This window comes from Stenotrophomonas rhizophila (genome assembly GCF_003751305.1).
In the GTDB taxonomy this organism is placed as follows: Bacteria; Pseudomonadota; Gammaproteobacteria; order Xanthomonadales; family Xanthomonadaceae; genus Stenotrophomonas; species Stenotrophomonas rhizophila_B.
On sequence record NZ_RJKV01000001.1, the window covers coordinates 1 to 19,648 of the forward strand.

At 68.1% G+C, this 19,648-nt stretch carries 7 protein-coding genes; 5 read left to right on the plus strand and 2 right to left on the minus strand.

What is annotated here, in order from left to right; genetic code table 11:
• Positions 1–698: 698 nt before the first annotated feature.
• The gene (locus EDF74_RS00005; RefSeq protein WP_123728302.1) at positions 699–1,187 is read right to left on the minus strand and encodes an RDD family protein; all 489 of its coding nucleotides are present in this window, start codon (positions 1,185–1,187) and stop codon (positions 699–701) included.
• A 59-nt stretch (positions 1,188–1,246) separates the two neighbouring features.
• Between EDF74_RS00005 and xerD the strand changes: the two genes are divergently transcribed.
• The gene (gene xerD, locus EDF74_RS00010; RefSeq protein ID WP_123728303.1) at positions 1,247–2,224 is read left to right on the plus strand and encodes a site-specific tyrosine recombinase XerD; all 978 of its coding nucleotides are present in this window, start codon (positions 1,247–1,249) and stop codon (positions 2,222–2,224) included.
• Between the two features lie 104 nt (positions 2,225–2,328).
• Positions 2,329–3,108, plus strand: coding sequence for a thioredoxin fold domain-containing protein (locus EDF74_RS00015; RefSeq protein ID WP_123728304.1), 780 nt, complete (start codon positions 2,329–2,331; stop codon positions 3,106–3,108).
• Positions 3,109–3,198: 90 nt separating this feature from the next.
• Here EDF74_RS00015 and EDF74_RS00020 read toward each other — a convergent pair whose 3' ends face one another.
• Positions 3,199–5,307 (minus strand): glycosyl hydrolase family 18 protein, encoded by a 2,109-nt coding sequence (locus tag EDF74_RS00020; protein ID WP_123728305.1) that lies wholly within the window; start codon positions 5,305–5,307, stop codon positions 3,199–3,201.
• A 292-nt stretch (positions 5,308–5,599) separates the two neighbouring features.
• Here EDF74_RS00020 and purL point away from each other — a divergent pair, with 292 nt between their 5' ends.
• The 3 genes from purL to EDF74_RS00040 all read left to right on the plus strand — a co-directional run bounded on the left by purL (position 5,600) and on the right by EDF74_RS00040 (position 19,535).
• Positions 5,600–9,484, plus strand: a complete 3,885-nt coding sequence (gene purL, locus EDF74_RS00030; protein WP_123728306.1) for a phosphoribosylformylglycinamidine synthase — start codon at positions 5,600–5,602, stop codon at positions 9,482–9,484.
• 450 nt (positions 9,485–9,934) lie between these two features.
• A complete protein-coding gene (locus EDF74_RS00035) occupies positions 9,935–17,524 on the plus strand; it encodes an ESPR-type extended signal peptide-containing protein (protein ID WP_123728307.1) in 7,590 nt (2,529 codons plus the stop codon).
• A gap of 157 nt (positions 17,525–17,681) precedes the next feature.
• Positions 17,682–19,535 (plus strand): S8 family peptidase, encoded by a 1,854-nt coding sequence (locus tag EDF74_RS00040; RefSeq protein WP_123729659.1) that lies wholly within the window; start codon positions 17,682–17,684, stop codon positions 19,533–19,535.
• The last annotated feature ends 113 nt before the right edge of the window (positions 19,536–19,648 follow it).

Consider the following 19,648-nt stretch of genomic DNA (forward strand, 5'->3'; position numbering starts at 1 on the left):
AAGCTACATGGCGATCGCTCAGATCCAGGCTCGTACGGCGGCCCACGCCGGCTCTCGGCACCTAAGCTGCCAGATTCCGAACAGATAAGGCTCGTGTGCTGCCATCCATGGCAGCACACGGTCCCGGCCTGGCAATCCCGCCGCGCCTCCGACAGTGTGCTGGTGGGGGAGGGAGAGCAGCCGGGCATGGCCCGGCTCAACCGTTCTGATGGGTTGGCGAAGTGACGCTGTTCGTATTGAATCTTGGCGACTGAGCGACTGAGCGACTGAGCGACTGAGCGACTAAGCGACTGAGCAATTGATCGATTGATCGATTGGGCGAAGGCACGACTTCGCGATGAAAGTTGCGCTCCTTGGCGTCTCGTGCGCGAGAGTCGGTGCCCGAAGCTAGACGTCAGCTGCGCAGCAAATCCGCTTTGACCAGCCGCACTTCGCAATCTGTCAATTCGGAGAGGCGCAGCCCATTTCAGGGCCGTAGTGCGCCATGGATGGCGCACTACGAGCTTACATGGGTGAGGGCGGATCGCTTGCGAGGCACTGCCTCGCATCCGACCGAACGCACAGCCGCCAGCGGCTGGGCCGGGCCGCGGAGCGGGACTTGCAGCGGGCCCAGAAATGGGTTGCGCCTCTCCGCAAACGCAGAGAGAGTGGAAACGCTGCTTTTCGCGTTGTCTGTAAGGCGTCAGAGCGTCAGAGCGTCAGCGCTTCGGCAGCCGCACGACCCGCGTCCCGCTGGCCCGGTCATGCCAAGTCAACCGCTGCCGATCCACCAGCGCCCACCAGAACCCCAGGCCGGCCGCCAATACCGACAGCGAGCCCACCGCATAGCGCCGCCACAACTGCCCGCGCGTCGGCACCGTGCCGTCCAGCGAGACCACCTGCAACCGCCACGGCCGCATCCCCAGCGTCTGCCCACCGCGGCGCCAACTCATCGTCGCGTACAGGCCCGTCACGCCCCAGCAGCACGCCCACAACGCCCACTGCCACGCACTGAACGGGGCGATGTTCTCCCGCTCTGCGTGACCGCTCACCGTATAGATCGCCACGAACACCGCACCGAGCAGCATCCACAGCGCCAGCGCGGGGAAGAAGTCGTACAACAGCGACAACCACCGCCACAGCAGCAACGATGCAGGGCGATCAGCAGCGGGGGACGACAGCGCGGTATCGGTCATGACCCGGAGCATACCCGGCCCGCTGCCCGCGTTCGATGGCCCACGCACGGTCTGCTCCGTATGCTGTCCGCATGTCCGATGCCACCACCCCCGCACTACGCCGCCAGCTCATCCAGCACCTGCCCGAGCTGCGCGATGACGACAACGTGCGCATCCAGCGCTTCCTCGACACCGCCTGGGCTGAACACGGCCTCGCGCGTGCCAGTCTGGACAGTTACCGGCGCGATCTCGAAGGCCTCGCGCGCTGGCGTGATGGCGTGGCCGGGGGACTGGCCGGTCTCGATCGCGCCGGGCTCTTCGACTACCTGGCCTGGCGCTCCCGCCACGGCTGGTCGCCGCGCAGCAATGCCCGTCTGCTTTCCGCGCTGCGGGCCTTCTTCGCCGATGCGGTTCGCCGCGGCGAGCGCAGCGATGACCCCAGCGCGTTGCTGGATCCGCCCAAGCTGCCCCGGCTGCTGCCCAAGGCGCTGGCCGAAAGCCAGATCGATGCACTGTTGGCCAGTCCCGACATCGAGACGCCGCTCGGGCTGCGCGACCGCGCCATGCTGGAGTTGATGTATGCCGCGGGCCTGCGCGTCAGCGAACTGGTCAACCTGCCGGCCAATGCCGTGAACCTGCGCCAAGGTGTGCTGCGCGTAACCGGCAAGGGCAGCAAGGAACGGCTGGTCCCGCTGGGGGAAGAATCCCAGCACTGGCTCGAACGTTATCTGGCTGAATCGCGCCCGCAGCTCACCGGGAAGCGCAACGTGCCGACGCCACAGGACGGCGCCGTGCCGATGTTTTTGGAGCCCTCCCTGCATCCCTTGAGCCGCCAGCAGTTCTGGGGGCTGGTGAAGAAGTACGCGGTGCTGGCCGGGATCGACCCCGCCCGGATCAGTCCCCACGGCCTGCGCCACAGCTTCGCCACCCACCTGCTCAACCGGGGCGCCGATCTGCGCGCTCTGCAGATGCTGCTCGGCCACAGTTCGCTGTCCACCACCCAGATTTACACGCTGGTGGCCCGCGAACACCTGCAGAAACTGCACGCCAAGCATCACCCGCGCGGCTGAGACGACGCAAAACCCGGCCGCGCGTCACCGTTCCACTGCGGTCCAGCTGTGTGAGCAGGCAGCTGTGCGAGAATCCAGCCTGACTCCTTACACCGGAATGCTCGATGCTCCGTGTTGCCATTGCGGCGCTCTTCGGCGCGCTCAGCCTGACTGCCTGCGCGCAGCAACCGTCCGCCCCGGCGGCCAACTCCACTGCCGCGGCCCCGGCCGCTGCCGGCGATGCCGACCAGCGCGTGCGCACCGCGCTCCAGCAGCTGGACCCCAACTTCAAGCCCGACTTCATCGGCGCGGCGCCGTTCCCCGGTTTCCGCGAGGTGTTGGTGGGTGGTCAGGTGCTGTACGTCTCCGATGACGGCCGCTACCTGATGCAGTCCCAGCCGTATGACATCCAGAACAAGGCGCCGGTCAGCAGCCAGGGCCTGCTCAGCTACCGCCGCAAGCTGCTTGACGGCGTGCCGCACAACGAGCGCATCGTGTTCGCTGCGCCGAATGCCAAGTACACCGTCAGCGTCTTCACCGACATCGAGTGCGGCTACTGCCGCAAGCTGCACCAGGACATCGCCGAGCTCAACCGCAACGGCATCACGGTCGAATACCTGGCATTTCCGCGCATGGGGCTGGGCAGCCAGGACTACACCGACATGATCTCGGTCTGGTGCGCGGCCGACCGCAAGCAGGCCCTGACCGCCGCCAAGACCGGCAAGGCCGTCACCCCGAAGAACTGCACCAACCCGGTGGCGATGCAATACAAGCTCGGCCAGCAGATGGGCGTCAACGGCACCCCGGCGATCTTCGCCGCCGACGGCACCCAGCTCGGTGGCTACCTGCCGCCGGCGCAGCTCAAGGCTGCGCTGGAGCGCGTCTCGGCAGGCGGCAGCCGCTGAAAACAGAACGCCCCGGCCAGGCCGGGGCGTTTTTCTGTCAGCGGGGGAGCGGCCTGCTTGATCAGCGAGGCAGCGTCCCCCGCGATGGTGTCACTTCAAGCCATCACTGATCGCCTTGGTCAGGGTGCCCTGCGCATCATCGCCGCTGAACTCCCAGAAGAACGCACCGCCCAGGCCCTGTGTTTTCACATAGCCCATCTTCTCGGTGACCATCGCCGGCGTGTCCAGACTCCAGAACGTGGTGCCGTTGGAGATCCACGTGGCCTTGGCAACGTTGTCGGTGTACACCGGCCAGTTGAGGTTCTTCAGCACCTTCCAGTCTTCGATACCGGCTTCGTACGTGCCCGGTGCCGCGCCGCTGGCGCTCTTGTAGAGCCCGTTGTTGCCGCTGGCCACGCCGGTCCAGCCACGCCCGTAGTAGCCGATGCCCAGGTTCAATTTGCTGGCCGGCACCCCGCGGCTGAGGAAGGCTTCCATCGCATCGTTGCTGTTGTAGAGCTTCTGGTCGCCGGTGGAGGGATCAGCCGGTGAATCGAACAGCGCAGAGTGATGGTTGGTCTGCGGATCCCACGCGCCGTGGAAGTCGTAGGTCATCACGTTGATGAAATCCAGGTACGGGTGGTAGCTGGCCGGATCGGTCACACGGATCTTGTCCACGCCAGCACCGACCGCCACCGTCAGCAGCAGGCCGGGTCGCACCGCATCCAGCTGGCGGCGGAACTCGGCCAGCAGCGCGGTGAAGTTGGCATTGTCGGCCGGTGTGCCGCAGCTCAGCCCGCACGCCACCGGGTACTCCCAGTCGATGTCGATGCCGTCGAACACGCCGAGCGCCGCGCCCGCGCCACCCGCGCCGTCGGCCACCGGCAGGTTGCCCTTGATGTACGCATCAATGCACGAGGCCACGAACGCCTGCCGGTTGGCCGGCTGCGCCGCGCTGGAGAAGCCGCGCGACCAGGTCCAGCCGCCCAGCGAGATCAGCACTTTCACGTTCGGGTGTTTGGCTTTGAGCTGCTTGAGCTGGTTCCAGTTGCCCCGCAGCGGTTGGTCCCAGGTATCGGCCACGCCGCTCACGCTGGCACCGGCAGCGAAGGACTTGCCGTAATCGGCGTAGGCATCGCCACCCACGCCGGTGTTCGGGTCGGAGGCCTGGGTCACGCCGACTTCGCAGCGGTTGTTGCGCACGTTGCCGAAGGCGTAATTGATGTGGGTCAGCTTCGCCGCCGAACCGCTGGTGTCGATGTTCTTGACCTGGTAGTTGCGGCCATAGATGCCCCATTGGGTGAAGTAGCCGATCACCCGTTTGGTGCCCCCTCCGCCGCCACCGGCGGCTGTGGTCACGCTGATCGAGCCGCTCTGCGCCGAGGCATTGCCGGCGTTGTCACGTGCCCGCACCGTGTATGTATAGGCCGTGCTCGCGGCAAGACCGCCATCGGTGTACTGGGTGGCGCTGGGCGAGCCGACCAGGCTGCCGTTGCGGTACACGTCGTAGCTGGCCACGCCGCTGCCGCCGCTGTTGTCGGTCGCTGCGTTCCAGGCCAGATTCACCGTCGTCGCAGTCCTGGACGGGGACGCCAGCCCGCCCGGGACGCTGGGTGGCGTGGTGTCGTTGCTGGCCGCGGTGACGGTCACATTGACCGTGGCCGAAGAGGTCACGGCGTTGTTGTTGTCGGTGGCCACCGCCTTGAAGGTGTGGCTGCCGGCCGAGGCATTGCTCCAGACCGCGCTGTAGGGCGCGCTGGTGTCGATGCCCAGCGAGGTACCGCCGCGGAAGAACTCGACCTTGCTGATGCTGCCGTCGGTATCGCTGGCAGTGGCGCTCACCGTGATGCTGCTGCCGGCGGTGAAGCTGGCGCCGGCGGCCGGGGAGGTCAGTGCGACGCTGGGTGGCTGGTTGCTGCCGCTGCCATCGCAGGCGCCGAGGTTGGTGTAGTAGGGCGCGCCGGCCGGGTGGTCGGGCGGGGCGTTCCAGATGTCCTGGTTGGCGCGGTACAGCATGCCGCCTTTCTGCAGAGTCTGGCCAGCGAGGTAGATGGCGGCCCCGTTCCATTCGGGCACACCGGTACAGTTCGCGGCCTGTACCAGCGTGGGCGTGCCGGCGGCAGCGGCCAGGGCCAGCGCCAGCAACCAGCGCCGTCGGCGCGGAAGCAGGGCGGGGGAGGAAAACGATGTCACTGCACGGCGCGCAATCGGGTCTGGCATGGTCGGTCTCCGATCAGGTGGGCGCATGCCGCCGGGATGGCGGCATGCGTGCAGCAGGGTCCGGGCGCCGGTGAGAGAGGCCGGCAACGACATGGGGGACGGACAGCACCTGGCGCTGGGGCCAGGTGGTGATAACGTTGTCATGTAATCCCGGCGCAATCCGTGAACCAGCGCATGGTTCGGGTGTGAACACACCTTGCCGCCGCCCAGGCAGGCCGATCCCCAGGGCCGGGCTGCGGCGGCCGACTTGGGTACAATAGTGGGCCCCGTTCCCAACCACGGTTCCCCGGACATGATGGTCCTCGAGGGCGCATCCGCCCTTTCGCCGTTCCGCCGCGAACGTCTTGAATCCCGCCTGCAGTCCCTGGCCGCCGATCTGCGCATCACCGGTGCCTGGCATGTCTACTTTATCCAGACCGAGGGCGATGCGGCCCCGGACCCGGTGATCCTGAGCCGGATCCTGGAAGCCCAGCCGACCCTGGCCGGGCGTGAGGACGGGGCGGTATCGCGCTTCGTGGTGCCGCGGTTGGGCACGCTGTCGCCGTGGTCGAGCAAGGCCACCGAGCTGGTCCGCGGTGCCGGGCAACCGATCCGCCGGGTCGAACGGGGTCTGCGCATCGATCTGGCCGGCTGGCCGGCCGACGCGGCCGCGCAGGAAGCAGTGATCCGCGCGCTGCACGACCCGATGACCCAGTCCGTGCTGGCCGAGACCGCCCAGGCGCAGGCGCTGTTCAGCGCCCCGGCGCGCGGTGAGCTGGAACGGATCGCCCTGGAAGATCTGGAGGCAGCCAACAGCCGCCTCGGCCTGGCCATGGCCCAGGACGAGATCGACTACCTGCGCCAGCGCTTCGGCGAACTGGGCCGCAAGCCGTCGGACGTGGAACTGATGATGTTTGCGCAGGCCAACTCCGAGCACTGCCGCCACAAGATCTTCAATGCCAGCTGGACCATCGACGGTGCCGACCAGTCGCACTCGCTGTTCCGGATGATCAAGAACACCCACCAGCAGACCCCGCAGCACACGTTGAGCGCCTACAGCGACAACGCCGCCGTGGTCGCCGGCTTCCCGGCCGCGCGCTATCGCCCGGATCCGGCCACCGGCCAGTACCGCAGCGAGGCCGTGGTCGATTCGGCGTTCTGCATCAAGGTGGAAACACACAATCACCCGACCGCGATCGCCCCGTTCCCGGGTGCGGCCACCGGTGCGGGTGGTGAGATCCGCGATGAAGGCGCGACCGGCCGCGGCGGCAAGCCCAAGGCCGGCCTGACTGGTTTCTCGGTCTCGCACCTGCGCATCCCGACCCTGCCGCAGCCGTGGGAGGCGCCGCGCGCGCTGAACCCGCGCATGGCCCCGGCGCTGGACATCATGCTGGATGGCCCGCTCGGCGGCGCCGCGTTCAACAATGAGTTCGGCCGGCCGAACCTGCTTGGCTACTTCCGCAGCTTCGAACTGCCCGAAGGCGAGGGCCTGACCCGCGCCTATGACAAGCCGATCATGCTGGCCGGTGGCCTCGGCGCGATCGACCAGAACCAGGTCGAGAAGCTGCGCCTGCAGCCCGGCGACGCGGTCATCGTGCTGGGCGGCCCGGCGATGCTGATCGGTCTCGGCGGCGGTGCCGCCAGCTCGGTGGCCTCCGGTGAGAGCGCCGAGGACCTCGATTTCGCCAGCGTGCAGCGCGACAACCCGGAAATGGAGCGTCGCTGCCAGGAAGTGATCGACCGCTGCGTCGCGCTCGGTCTGGACAACCCGATCCGCTGGTTCCACGACGTCGGCGCCGGTGGTCTGTCCAACGCGATTCCCGAGTTGCTGCATGACTCCGGCGTGGGCGGTGTGATCGATCTGGGCAAGGTGCCGGCCGATGACCCGTCGCTGTCGCCGATGCAGCTGTGGTGCAACGAATCGCAGGAACGCTACGTGCTCGGTGTGCCGCAGGCGCGCCTGGCCGAGTTCGCCGCGTTGTGCGCGCGGGAACGTTGCCCGTTCGCCGCCGTTGGCGTGGCGACCGCGGAAGAGCATCTCGTCGTGGCGTACGGCGCCACCGTGGGCAATACCCCGGTGGATGCCCCGATCGATCTGCCGATGGACGTGCTGTTCGGCAAGGCGCCGAAGATGCACCGCGACACCGTGCACCCGGCTGCACCGCGCTGGCCGGCGCTGAAGACCGCCGGGCTGGACCTGCACGAAGCCGGTCTGCGCGTGCTGGCCCATCCCTCGGTGGCCTCGAAGAACTTCCTGGTCACCATCGGCGACCGCAGCGTTGGTGGCCTGACCGCACGCGAACAGATGATCGGCCCGTGGCAGCTGCCGCTGGCCAACGTCGCCATCACCCTGGCCGGTTTCGATACCGTGGCCGGTGAAGCCATGGCGATCGGCGAGCGTACCCCGCTGGCCCTGCTGGATGCGGCCGCGTCGGCGCGCATGGCGGTCGGTGAAGCGATCACCAACCTGTGTGCGGCGCCGGTGGATGCACTGGAAACGGTGAAGCTGTCGGCCAACTGGATGGCCGCGGCTGGCCATCACGGTGAAGACGCGCTGCTGTATGACGCGGTGCGTGCGGTCGGCATGGAGCTGTGCCCGCAGCTGGACCTGAGCATTCCGGTCGGCAAGGACTCGCTCTCCATGCAGGCGCAGTGGCAGGACAACGGCCAGGCGCACAAGTCGGTGTCGCCGGTGTCGCTGGTGATCTCGGCGTTCGCGCCGGTGGCCGATGCGAGCGGCCAGCTCACCCCGCTGCTGGACCGTGACGCGGACAGCGAGTTGTGGCTGATCGGCCTGGGCGCCGGCAAGCAGCGCCTGGGCGGCTCGATCCTGGCCCAGGTGCACGCGGACCATTCCGCACTACCGGCCTTCGCCGGTGCCGTGCCGGATCTGGACGATGCACAGCGCCTGCGCGCCTTCTTCGAACTGATCCGCGATGCGCGCCAGGCCGGCCTGCTGTTGGCCTACCACGACCGCAGCGATGGCGGTGCGTTCGCCGCGCTGTGCGAAATGGCCTTCGCCTCGCGCCTGGGCCTGGATATCACCCTGGACGCATGGGGCGATGATCCGTTCCGCAGCCTGTTCAATGAAGAGCTGGGTGCGGTGGTGCAGATCGCCAAGGAAGACCGCGCCGCGTTTGCTGATCTGGTCGAACGTCATGCACTGACCGAATGCGCGCAGCGCATCGCGCGTCCGACCACCGCCCCGGTGGTGCGTGTCTCGCTGCAGGGCGAAAGCCTGGTCGAGTGGCGCTGGGAAGCGCTGTTCGATGCCTGGTGGTCGGTCACCCATGCCATGCAGAAGCTGCGCGACAACCCGGACAACGCCGACCAGGAGCGTGCGATCGCGCGCAACTTCAACGCGCCGGGCCTGAAGCCCAAGCTGACCTTCGATATCAACGAAGACGTGGCGATGCCCTTCATCAACACCGGTGCGCGTCCGCGCGTGGCGGTGCTGCGCGAGCAGGGCGTCAACGGCCAGATCGAAATGGCGAACATCTTCGAACGTGCCGGCTTCAGTTCGTTCGACGTGCACATGAGCGATCTGATCGAAGGCCGTGTCGCACTGTCCGATTTCACCGGTCTGGTGGCCTGTGGCGGCTTCAGCTACGGCGATGTGCTGGGTGCCGGCCGCGGCTGGGCCACCTCGGTGCTGGAGCGCAGCGCGCTGCGGGATGCCTTCGCCGCGTTCTTTGCCCGCGAAGACAGCTTCGCCTTGGGCGTGTGCAACGGCTGCCAGATGATGAGCCAGCTCAAGGACATCATCCCCGGTGCCGAGCACTGGCCGCAGTTCCGCCGCAACCGCAGCGAGCAGTTCGAAGCCCGCACTGCGTTGCTGGAAGTGGTGGAATCGCCGTCGATCCTGCTGCGTGGCATGGCCGGCTCGCGCCTGCCGGTCGCGGTGGCGCATGGCGAAGGCCAGGCGGTGTTCGCCACGGCGGTCGATCAGGCCGCGGCGCGTGTGTCGCTGCGCTACATCGATGGCGACGGCAACGTGGCCACGCAGTACCCGCTGAATCCGAACGGCTCGCCCGATGGCATCACCGGCCTGACGACCACCGATGGCCGCACCACGATCATGATGCCGCACCCCGAGCGCACCCCGCGTGCGATCAACCACAGCTGGCATCCGGACGACTGGAACGGCGATTCGCCGTGGCTGCGGATGTTCCGCAACGCAAGAGTATGGTGCGGCTGATACCGCGCACCGCGTCTGATGTGATGCAGTGAAAATCGCGTGAAGAAACCGCCGGCCTGTCCGGCGGTTTTCTTTTGTGTGGGGCACAAACTGATCGGGAGCAATGAGTTACACAGCGTTACAACGTGAAAATGCGTTATATCGTTTGCTCACATGCAGCTAACAAAAATGCGCAATAACGCGGCGGTTTTGTGACGCGCGGCACGGTCATATGAAAATCAACGTCAAAGTCTTGACGTCATTGAAACTGTACGTTAACACTGCATCCTCATTTCGACAGCGTTCAGTTCCACAGTAACCGCATGGATGGCGAGCACGCTGTAGGTATCTGCCAGCCATTGCGCACAACGCAGTAAATCAAGCGAAAAAACGCCCCCAGGGGACGTTGGACCACGCGGTCCGGCGTTGGCGTCGCTTTGCCTAAAACCAGCCTAATCAGGAGCCGCATCGATGAATCGGATTTATCGCAAGGTCTGGAACAAAGCACTGGGGCAGATGGTCGTCGCCTCGGAATTGGCCAGCAGCCAGTCCTCGGGTGTCGTCATCGATCAACGCCGAACCGCTGGCGGACGCAACACCGCGCTGCTCTCGGCCGCTATCGCGTTGACGCTTGGATTAGGCGCGGCAGGCGCTGTGCAGACGGCACACGCGCAGTCGATCGAAGTCGGCGGCAATGCGAATTGCCTGGTGCTCAACAGCGGCATCGTCGACAGCTGCGTGGTCGACGGCAACGCCACAGCCTCGGGCACCAACGCGGTCGCCATCGGCAGCAACAGCACCGCCTCCGGCGCCAACAGCGTGGCGCTCGGCGCCGGCTCGAAAACCAACCGCGCCAACACCGTGTCGGTCGGTGATGCCGGCAAGGAGCGCCAGGTCACCAACGTCGCCGCCGGCACCGCCGCTACGGATGCGGTGAACAAGGCGCAGCTGGACAAGGTGGCGGTCGCCGCCGAAGGCGCGACCCGCTATTTCAAGGCCGATGGTGACGGCACCGCCGCCGATGCTGCGACGATCGATGGCGAGGGTGCGCTGGCCGCAGGTGCCAGCGCCAACGCCGATGGCGACGGCGCAACGGCCCTTGGCAACAGCAGTCAGGCGATCGGCAATGCCACCACGGCCGTTGGCAACCAGGCACTCGCGGTTGGCCTCGGTGCAAGTTCGTTCGGCCAGGGCAGCATGGCCTTCGGTGATGCCAGCATCGCGCTCGGCCAGAGCGCGGCGGCATTTGGTCTGGGCGATGTCGCCCTGGGTGCATCAGCGGTAGCGGCCAGTGAGAACGGTGCGGCAACGGCAATCGGTGGTCTGGCCGAAGCCAGCGCCGATGGTGCGACCGCGATCGGTGGTGGTGCGCTGGCCATTGGGCCGGGCACCACCTCGCTGGGCCGCGGTGCGGCCAGCGCGGGCGAAGCCTCGGTGGCGGTGGGTGCGTTCAGCGTCGCCGTCGCGGATTTCAGTGCGACGCTCGGCGCGAATTCGGCGGCGGTTGCCGTAGGCAGTGTGGCGCTCGGCGCTGGCTCGTACGCCGATCGCGTCGACACGGTGTCCGTCGGCAATGCGGACAACGGCCTGCGTCGCCAGATCACCAACCTTGCCGACGGCACCGAAGACAGCGATGCGGTGAACAAGGCGCAGCTCGATGAGGTCGGTGCGGTTGCCGCGAACACGAGCAGATACTTCCAGGCCACCGGCAGCAGCGACAGCGATGCCGGTGCGCTTGCGGCAGGCGACAACGCGACCGCGATCGGTGAAGCATCCAACGCGCTGGCCGACGGCGCGACCGCGCTAGGCAGCGGCGCCACGGTCACCGCGCAGAACGCGACGGCCGTCGGCTACAACGCCAGCGCCACCGGTCAGAACAGCGCAGCCTTCGGTACCAACGCGCAGGCCAACGGGCCGGGCAGCGTGGCCGTGGGCGGGGCCGCGGTGGATGCCGACGGCAACCCGCTGATCACCAACGGCGGCGTGCCGGTCGATACCGGCGCGACCAGTGCCGGCGTGGGCGGCACGGCGGTCGGCGCGAGTGCGGAAGCTGCGGGCTTCGCGTCGTCGTCGTACGGCGTGGGTGCCTACGCATCCGGTGCACAGGCCTCGGCATTCGGCGCGGTCTCCAATGCCACCGGCGACTACGCCACGGCGGTCGGTACGCAGAGCGTGGCGACCGGCAACAGCAGTACCGCCATTGGCGGTCCGGCGGATCTGCTGCCGGGGCTTGGCTTCTTCGTGCAGACCCAGGCCAGTGGCGAAGCCGCTACTGCGGTGGGTGCCGGTGCGATCGCCAGCGGCGACTACGCCGTGGCCAACGGCACGTTGAGCGAAGCCTCGGGCACCGAAGCCACGGCCGTGGGCTACTTCGCCTACGCCCCCGGCGAGGGCGCCACCGCACTGGGCGCGGAGACCTGGGCCAGCGGTGAACTGAGCACAGCGGTCGGTTTCTACAGCACCGCACGCGGCGCCAACAGCGTCGCCCTGGGCGCCAATTCCACCGCCACCCGTGCCAACACGGTCTCGGTGGGTGACGTCGGCAACGAGCGCCAGATCACCAGCGTCGCCGCGGGTACCGAAGCCACTGATGCGGTCAACAAGGCGCAGCTCGATGCGGTTGCGACCTCGGCCTCGGCGACCTCGGCGCAGTTCAAGGCAAACGGTGCGGCCAGCGGTGCGGTCGGTGCGTTCGCCGAGGGCGACGATGCATTGGCGGCCGGTGAAGCCAGCAATGCACTCGGCGCAGGTGCCACCGCCGTGGGCGGTGGGGCAACCGCGGTCGGCGACGACACGGTGGCCTTGGGGCGCAACAGCAGTGCGACCGGCAACGGCAGCGTGGCTATTGGTGGCCTGGGTCAGGCGTATGACGAGTACAACCAGCCGCTGGTCGATGACCAGGGCAATGCGATCCTGATCGGTGCCACCGCGGCGCCGGACAGCGTGGCGGTCGGTGCCGGTGCACAGGCTACCGGCACTACAAGCAATGCGTTCGGCAGTGGCGCACAGGCCACCGGCAGCAACAGCCTGGCCAGTGGCTACAAGGCACGCGCCACCGGCGATTACAGTGTGGCGCAGGGCGACAACGCCTTCGCCAGCGGTGAAGAAACCACGGCAACCGGCGCATATGCGTGGGCAACTGCGGATGGCGCCACCGCGTTCGGTTCCAGTGCGTGGGCCACCGAAGCCAACGCCACGGCGGTGGGTCAGTCGGCGTGGGCCAGCGGTACCGGGTCCACCTCGATCGGCTACAACAGCTGGGCGCGCGGCAGCAGTTCCACCGCGCTTGGCCGCGGTGCCTTCGGCTACGGCGACAACAGCGTCGCGGTCGGTTTCCAGGCGCTAGGCAACAGCATCAACAGCATCGCCATCGGTACCAATGTGGTGGCCGGCGGTGAAAGCTCGATCGGTATCGGTGCCGGCAGCAATGCCAGCGCGTCCAATACCGTGGCGCTCGGCGCCGGTTCCGTCGCCGACCGTGCCTACACCGTCTCGGTTGGCAACGATGGCCGGCAGCGCCAGATCACGCAGGTTGCCGCCGCTACCGAGGGCAGCGATGCCGTCAATCTGGATCAGCTGACCGCCGCGACGGACCAGTTCCAGGCCAGCGGTGACGGTGTTGCCGTCGCAGGTGGCGAGGAGAGCGTGGCCGCCGGTGCAAACGCGGCGACCGACGGCGATTACGCCACTGCGGTCGGTTCGAGCAGCTTCGCAGCCGGCACCGGTGCATCGGCGATCGGCAGCGGCGCCTTCGCCTTGGCGGACAACGCCAGTGCAGTAGGCTTCAATGCCGTCGCCAGCGGTGCCAATGCAACCGCAACCGGTGCCAACGCGCAGTCGACCGCCGAGTACGCAACGGCGACTGGTGCAGAGAGTCTGGCTTCCGGCGAGCAGAGCACCGCGACCGGTGCGGCCAGCGTCGCCTCCGGCGCCGGCAGCCTGGCCGGTGGCGCGCTGTCCGATGCGGCCGGTGAGGAGTCGGTGGCCCTGGGTTACTTCAGCAGCGCCAGCGGTGATGGCGCGACGGCCGTCGGCGCGGAAAGCGTGGTGAGCGGGACCCTCTCCGCGGGTTACGGGTTCGCCTCGGAAGCGACGGCCAGCTACACCACTGCGATCGGTGGCTATGCGGTGGCCTCGGCCTTCAACGCGACCGCGCTCGGCAGCTTCGCCCAGGCGACCGGCTCCAACAGTGTGGCGGTCGGCGGTGATGCTGAGGCCTCGGGTGCGTACAGCACCGCGACCGGCCAGGGCAGCCTGGCCAGCGGTACGAACAGCGTGGCCGTCGGTGGTGCGCTGTTCGGCCTGCTGCCCACCGAAGCCTCGGGCAACTACTCCACGGCCGTTGGCGGTGGTGCATGGTCGCCGGGCGTGAACAGCACGGCGCTGGGCAATGCGGCGACCTCCAGCGGCGCGAACAGCGTTGCACTCGGTGCCGACTCGATCGCCGATCGCGATGACAGCGTCTCGGTCGGCAGTGCCGACGCGCAGCGCCAGATCACCAACGTCGCGGCCGGTACCGATGGCGCCGATGCGGTGAACGTGAATCAGTTGAATGCAGTAGCCGATGCGGCCGCGACGACCAGCAAGTACTTCCAGGCCAGCGGCAGCGATGACAGCGACGCCGGTGCCTATGTGGAAGGCGACAATGCGCTTGCTGCCGGTGAGGCTTCCAATGCCATCGGCAACGGCGCCAGCGCGCTGGGCAGTGGCGCCACCGCCGTTGCCGACAACGCGACAGCCGTGGGCTTCAATGCGCTGGCGAGCGCTGAGGGGGCCGCAGCACTGGGCAGTGACGCGCAGGCCACCGGCGAAGACAGCGTCGCCATCGGCAACGGCGCCAGTGCCAGCGAGATCGGCGCGAGCGCGACCGGTGCCGGCGCACAGGCCACAGGTGCCTACGCCACGGCTACCGGCAGCCAGGCCACCGCAGCGGGCCAGCAGGCGACCGCCAATGGCTTCCGCGCCAGTGCGTCCGAAGCCGGCGCCTCGGCCTTCGGCAGCTACAGCGAAGCGACCGGCCAGCTCTCGTCCGCGCTGGGCTATGGCGCGGTGGCCTCCAACGCTTACGCCGTCGCGGTTGGTGCGGCCTCGACCGCATCCGGCTCGGGTGCGGTGGCGGTCGGTGAATACTCCGAAGCCACTGGCGATGAGAGTGTGGCGATCGGTGGCACGACCTTCTTCGGTCTGCTGCCGTCGCGCGCCTCGGGAACGGGTGCATCGGCGTTCGGTGCAGGCGCTTGGGCGACTGATGATTACGCCACCGCGATCGGCTGGAACTCGTGGGCCGATGCAGGCAATGCCACCGCGCTGGGCGCCAGTGCCAGCGCGGAGGCGGTGAACAGCGTTGCCCTCGGTGCCGGTTCCACCGCTGACCGTGACAATTCCGTCTCGGTCGGTACGGCGACGGCCCAACGCCAGATCACCAACGTCGCCGCCGGCACCGAAGGCACGGATGCGGTGAATGTCGATCAGCTGAACGCGGTCGCCGATGTGGCTGGAACCACCAGCCGCTTCTTCCAGGCCACGGGCAGCGGTAATGGCGACGACGTCGGCAGCTATGTCGATGGGGCGTATGCCACCGCCGCGGGTGAGGCCGCCAACGCGTTCGGCACCGGGGCCTCGGCCTATGGCAGCGGCGCGTTGGCCTCAGGCCGCAATGCGTCTGCGTCGGGCTTCAATGCGTCGGCAACGGCGGATTCGGCGACTGCGATCGGCGGTGCGCTGTACTACGAAGACGACAATGGCAACGTCCTGCTCGACAAGGCCACCAGCGCCAATGGCGTGGGCGCCACTGCACTGGGCGCCGGCGCACAGGCCGAGGGCAGCTTCAGCACGGCCACCGGCGCCGGTGCCACCGCGGCAGGACTGCAGTCCTCGGCCTTCGGCTACAGCGCCGAGGCTGGCAGTGACTACAGCACCGCCGTTGGTACCTTCAGCGCGGCCAGTGGCGTACGCACCACGGCGCTGGGTTACGGGGCCGAGGCCAGCGGTGATTACGCCTCTGCACTGGGCTGGGGCAGCGCCGCGTCGGGCAGCTACGCCAATGCGATCGGTTATGCATCGCAGGCCAGTGGCGAGAACAGCGTCGCGGCCGGTTCCAATGCCTGGGCCACCGCCGCACGCACCACGGCGGTAGGGCAGCTGGCATGGGCAACCTCGCAGGGCGCAACGGCCATCGGCCAGGACAGCTACGCCTACAGCGGCATCAATGCCACGGCCTTGGGCAGCAGCTCGTCGGCCAGTGGCGCAGGCAGCGTCGCGCTCGGCGCCGGTGCCCGCACCAGCGAGGCCAATGTGGTTTCGGTCGGTGGCGGCAACGGCACCACCGGCCCGGCGACGCGCCGCATCACCAATGTCGGTGACGCGGTCAATGCCAGCGATGCGGTGACCAAGTCGCAGCTTGATTCGGTCGCGGCCACCGCCGATGCGGTCGGCAAGCACTTCCAGGCCAGCGGCAGCGGCGTGGCTACGGCCAGCGGCAGTGATGCCCTCGCCGCGGGTTCCGGTGCCACCGCCAGCGCAACCCGCAGCAGTGCACTGGGTACCGCGGCTGTCGCTTCCGCGGCAGGTGCCACGGCCGTCGGCGCCGATGCTTCGGCACGCGGCGCCAACAGCACCGTGCTCGGTCGCCAAGCCTCCACCAACGCCACCAACGGTGTGGCGATCGGCAACGGTGCGTTCGCCAGCAACGGGGCCAACAGCATCGCAATCGGTTCAGCGGCGGGTGTCTCCGGTGCCAACGCAGTGGCGCTGGGTGCCGGCTCACGGGCGGTCGAAGCCAATGTGGTCTCTGTCGGCGGTGGCAACGGCACCGACGGTCCGGCCACGCGCCGCATCGTCAACGTCGGGGCCGGCCGTATTGCCGCGGGCAGCACGGACGCGGTGACCGGCGGCCAGCTCAACACCACCAACCAGCGTGTGGGGACAGTGGAAACCCAGGTCGGTGAGTTCGATTCCCGCATCGGCTCGGTCGAGAACGTCACCGCCAATGCGCTGACCTACGACGACAGCAGCCGCGACACGCTGACCCTGTCCGGGCTGCAGGGCACCACGCTGGACAATGTCGGCAGCGGTTCGATCGCGTCCGGCAGCCGCCAGGCGATCAACGGCGGCCAGTTGTTCCAGTCGCTGACCGATGTCGCCACCTTCCTCGGCGGCGGCGCCAGCGTGGGCATGCAGGGCGTGTTCGTGGCGCCGAACTATGTGATCCAGGGCGCGACATACAGCAACGTCGGCGATGCACTCGGCGCGCTTGACCGCAAGGTCAGCGATCTCGATCAGCGGGTTGCCGGTGGCAGCAGTGGCAGTGCACGTGCACGCACTGCCTCGCTGGCGACCGCCAGGGTGGCAGCGGACACCAGCGCAGCACCGGACACCAGCGTCGTCACTGCCGCCAGCGACACCGCCGTCGCCACCGTGCAAGGCGCGCCGACCGCAGCGAGTGTCGGCAGCAGTCAGCCGATCAACGCGCCGGCGGCAACACCTGCGGTGGTGAACGCGGTGGTGATGGGCGAGGGGGCCGTGGCCAGCGGTGCGTCGGCCACAGCGATCGGCCAGGGCGCGACCGCGTCGGCAGCCAACTCGGTTGCACTGGGCCAGGGCTCGGTCGCCGACCGCGCCGACACGGTCTCGGTCGGCAGTGCCGGCAATGAGCGCCAGGTCGCCAACGTCGCCGCCGGTACCCAGGCCACCGATGCGGTCAACAAGGGCCAGCTGGATGGCGGCATCGCGACCGCCAACAGCTACACCGACCAGCGTTTCACCTCGATGGCCGACAGCTTCGACATCTACAAGGGCGAGATCGATCAGCGGCTGCGTCACCAGGACCGTCGCATTGATCGCCAGGGCGCGATGAGCGCGGCCATGCTCAACATGGCCACCAGTGCCGCCGGCGTGCGTACCCAGAACCGCGTCGGTGTCGGCGTCGGTTTCCAGGGCGGCGAATCGGCGCTGTCGCTTGGCTACCAGCGGGCGCTCAGTGAGCGCGCCACGGTGACCCTGGGCGGTGCCTTCAGCAGTGATGACAGCTCGGTCGGCGTGGGCGCCGGCTTCGGCTGGTAAGTCGTTCCAACGCGGGGCCGGATCCGGTCCCGCGGCAACGCAATGCAAGGCCTGAGGGGGCGGGTCACGGGAACCCTGGCCAGGGCCGGCCAGGGAGCTCGCATGGAGTGTTGGCCTGAACAGTCGTTTGATCCATGACCTTGAAGAGGACGTCAACGTGACCAGTAAGCAGAACCTTCGCATCAATGTGCTGGCAGCCGCCGTGCTGTCGTTGTCCGCAGGCGCCAGCGCCTATGCAGCCGGTCTGCCGGCCAAGGAACCGGTGCGCCAACCAGCCTCCGCCCAGGGCGCAGAGCGGATCATCGTCAAATACCGTGCAGGCACCGCAGCGGCCACGGACCGTTCGGCCAAGCTGACCACCGTGCAGTCGGCGGTCGCCCGCGCCAGTGTCGGTGGCTCCGCCGCCGGCCGTGCCAGTGCGGTGAACCCGCAGATCGTGCGCAAACTCGGTGTCGGCGCCGATCTGATCCGCCTGCAGGGCCGTTTGAGCCCGGCCGAACTGCAGAAGGTGCTGGCCGAGATCAAGGCCGATCCTTCCGTGCAGTACGCCGAAGTGGACGTGAAGCTGCAGCGCACCGATGTGCGCCCGCGCGACGCGACCCCGCAGCTGGTGCCGAATGATCCGTACTACGCGCAGTACCAGTGGCACCTGAGCAGCGCCACCGGCGGCATCAATGCACCGGCCGCGTGGGACATCGCCCAGGGCGAAGGCGTGGTGGTGGCGGTGCTCGATACCGGCATCCTGCCGCAGCATCCGGATTTCTCCGGCAACCTGCTGGCCGGTTACGACTTCATCAGCGATGCGGAAACCTCGCGCCGCCCGACCGATGAGCGCGTGCCCGGCGCGCTGGATTACGGTGACTGGGTCGAGAACGACAACGAGTGCTATGCCGGCTCGCTGGCCGACGACAGCTCCTGGCACGGTACCCACGTCGCCGGCACCATCGCCGAGTCGACCAACAACGGTGTCGGCATGGCCGGTGTGGCGTACAAGGCGCGTGTCCTGCCGGTCCGCGTCCTCGGCAAGTGCGGTGGCTATCTGTCCGACATCGCCGACGCGATCACCTGGGCCTCCGGTGGCACGGTGGCCGGCATCCCGGCCAACGCCAATCCGGCCGAGGTCATCAACATGAGCCTGGGCGGCGGCGGCGCGTGTGATGCGCTGTACCAGGACGCCATCAACGGCGCCGTGTCGCGCGGTACGACCGTGGTGGTCGCGGCCGGCAACTCTGCCTCCAACGCGGCCAACTTCCGTCCGGCCAGCTGCGCCAACGTGGTGTCCGTCGGTGCGACCCGCATCACCGGTGGCATCGCTTATTACTCCAACTTCGGCACGGCGGTGGATCTGTCCGGTCCGGGCGGCGGTGGCAGCGTGGACGGCAATCCGGGCGGCTACGTGTGGCAGTCCGGCTACAACGGCCTGACCACGCCGACCTCCGGTGCCTACAGCTACATGGGCATGGCCGGTACCTCGATGGCGTCCCCGCATGTGGCGGCGGTGGCGGCCCTGGTGCAGGGCGCGGTCGCGGCGGCCGGCAAGGATCCACTCACCCCGGCTGCGCTGGAAGCCCTGCTCAAGCAGACCGCACGGGCCTTCCCGGTCACCATTCCGACCGCCACGCCGATCGGCACCGGCATCGTGGATGCCAAGGCCGCCCTCGACAAGGCGCTGGAAGAAGAGTGCACCGAGAACTGCGGCCCGGTGGCCACGCCGCTGACCAACAAGGTCGCTGTCGGTGGCCTGAGCGGCGCCGGTGGCAGCGAAGTGCTGTACAGCTTCGAGGCGCAGGCCGGCAAGGTGCTGAGCCTGCTCACTTACGGCGGCAGCGGCAATGTGTCGGTGTACGTGAGCCAGGGCAAGGAGCCGACCGCCACCGCGTTCGATGCCAAGTCCTCGCGTCCGGGCAACAGTGAAACCGTGCGCTTCACCGCGCCGGTGGCCGGCACGTATTACATCAAGGTCGTCGGCGAGTCCGCGTTCAGCGGCGTGAGCATTCTCGCCAACCAGTAATAGCGCACTACCCCGAACGGGAGTCCGTCATGTGACGGGCTCCCGTTTTTACATCTGGACCGCGGGCAATACCGCTTAGCATCGCAACGAACTGCTAAAGTCGCAGCGGTTGC

Excerpts from the sequence above, each read along its gene's own strand:
- EDF74_RS00035 (WP_123728307.1), top strand. The coding sequence starts at position 9,935 with ATGAATCGGATTTATCGCAAGGTCTGGAACAAAGCACTGGGGCAGATG.
- EDF74_RS00005 (WP_123728302.1), bottom strand. The coding sequence starts at position 1,187 with ATGCTCCGGGTCATGACCGATACCGCGCTGTCGTCCCCCGCTGCTGAT.
- EDF74_RS00015 (WP_123728304.1), top strand. The coding sequence starts at position 2,329 with ATGCTCCGTGTTGCCATTGCGGCGCTCTTCGGCGCGCTCAGCCTGACT.
- xerD (WP_123728303.1), top strand. The coding sequence starts at position 1,247 with ATGTCCGATGCCACCACCCCCGCACTACGCCGCCAGCTCATCCAGCAC.
- purL (WP_123728306.1), top strand. The coding sequence starts at position 5,600 with ATGATGGTCCTCGAGGGCGCATCCGCCCTTTCGCCGTTCCGCCGCGAA.
- EDF74_RS00020 (WP_123728305.1), bottom strand. The coding sequence starts at position 5,307 with ATGCCAGACCCGATTGCGCGCCGTGCAGTGACATCGTTTTCCTCCCCC.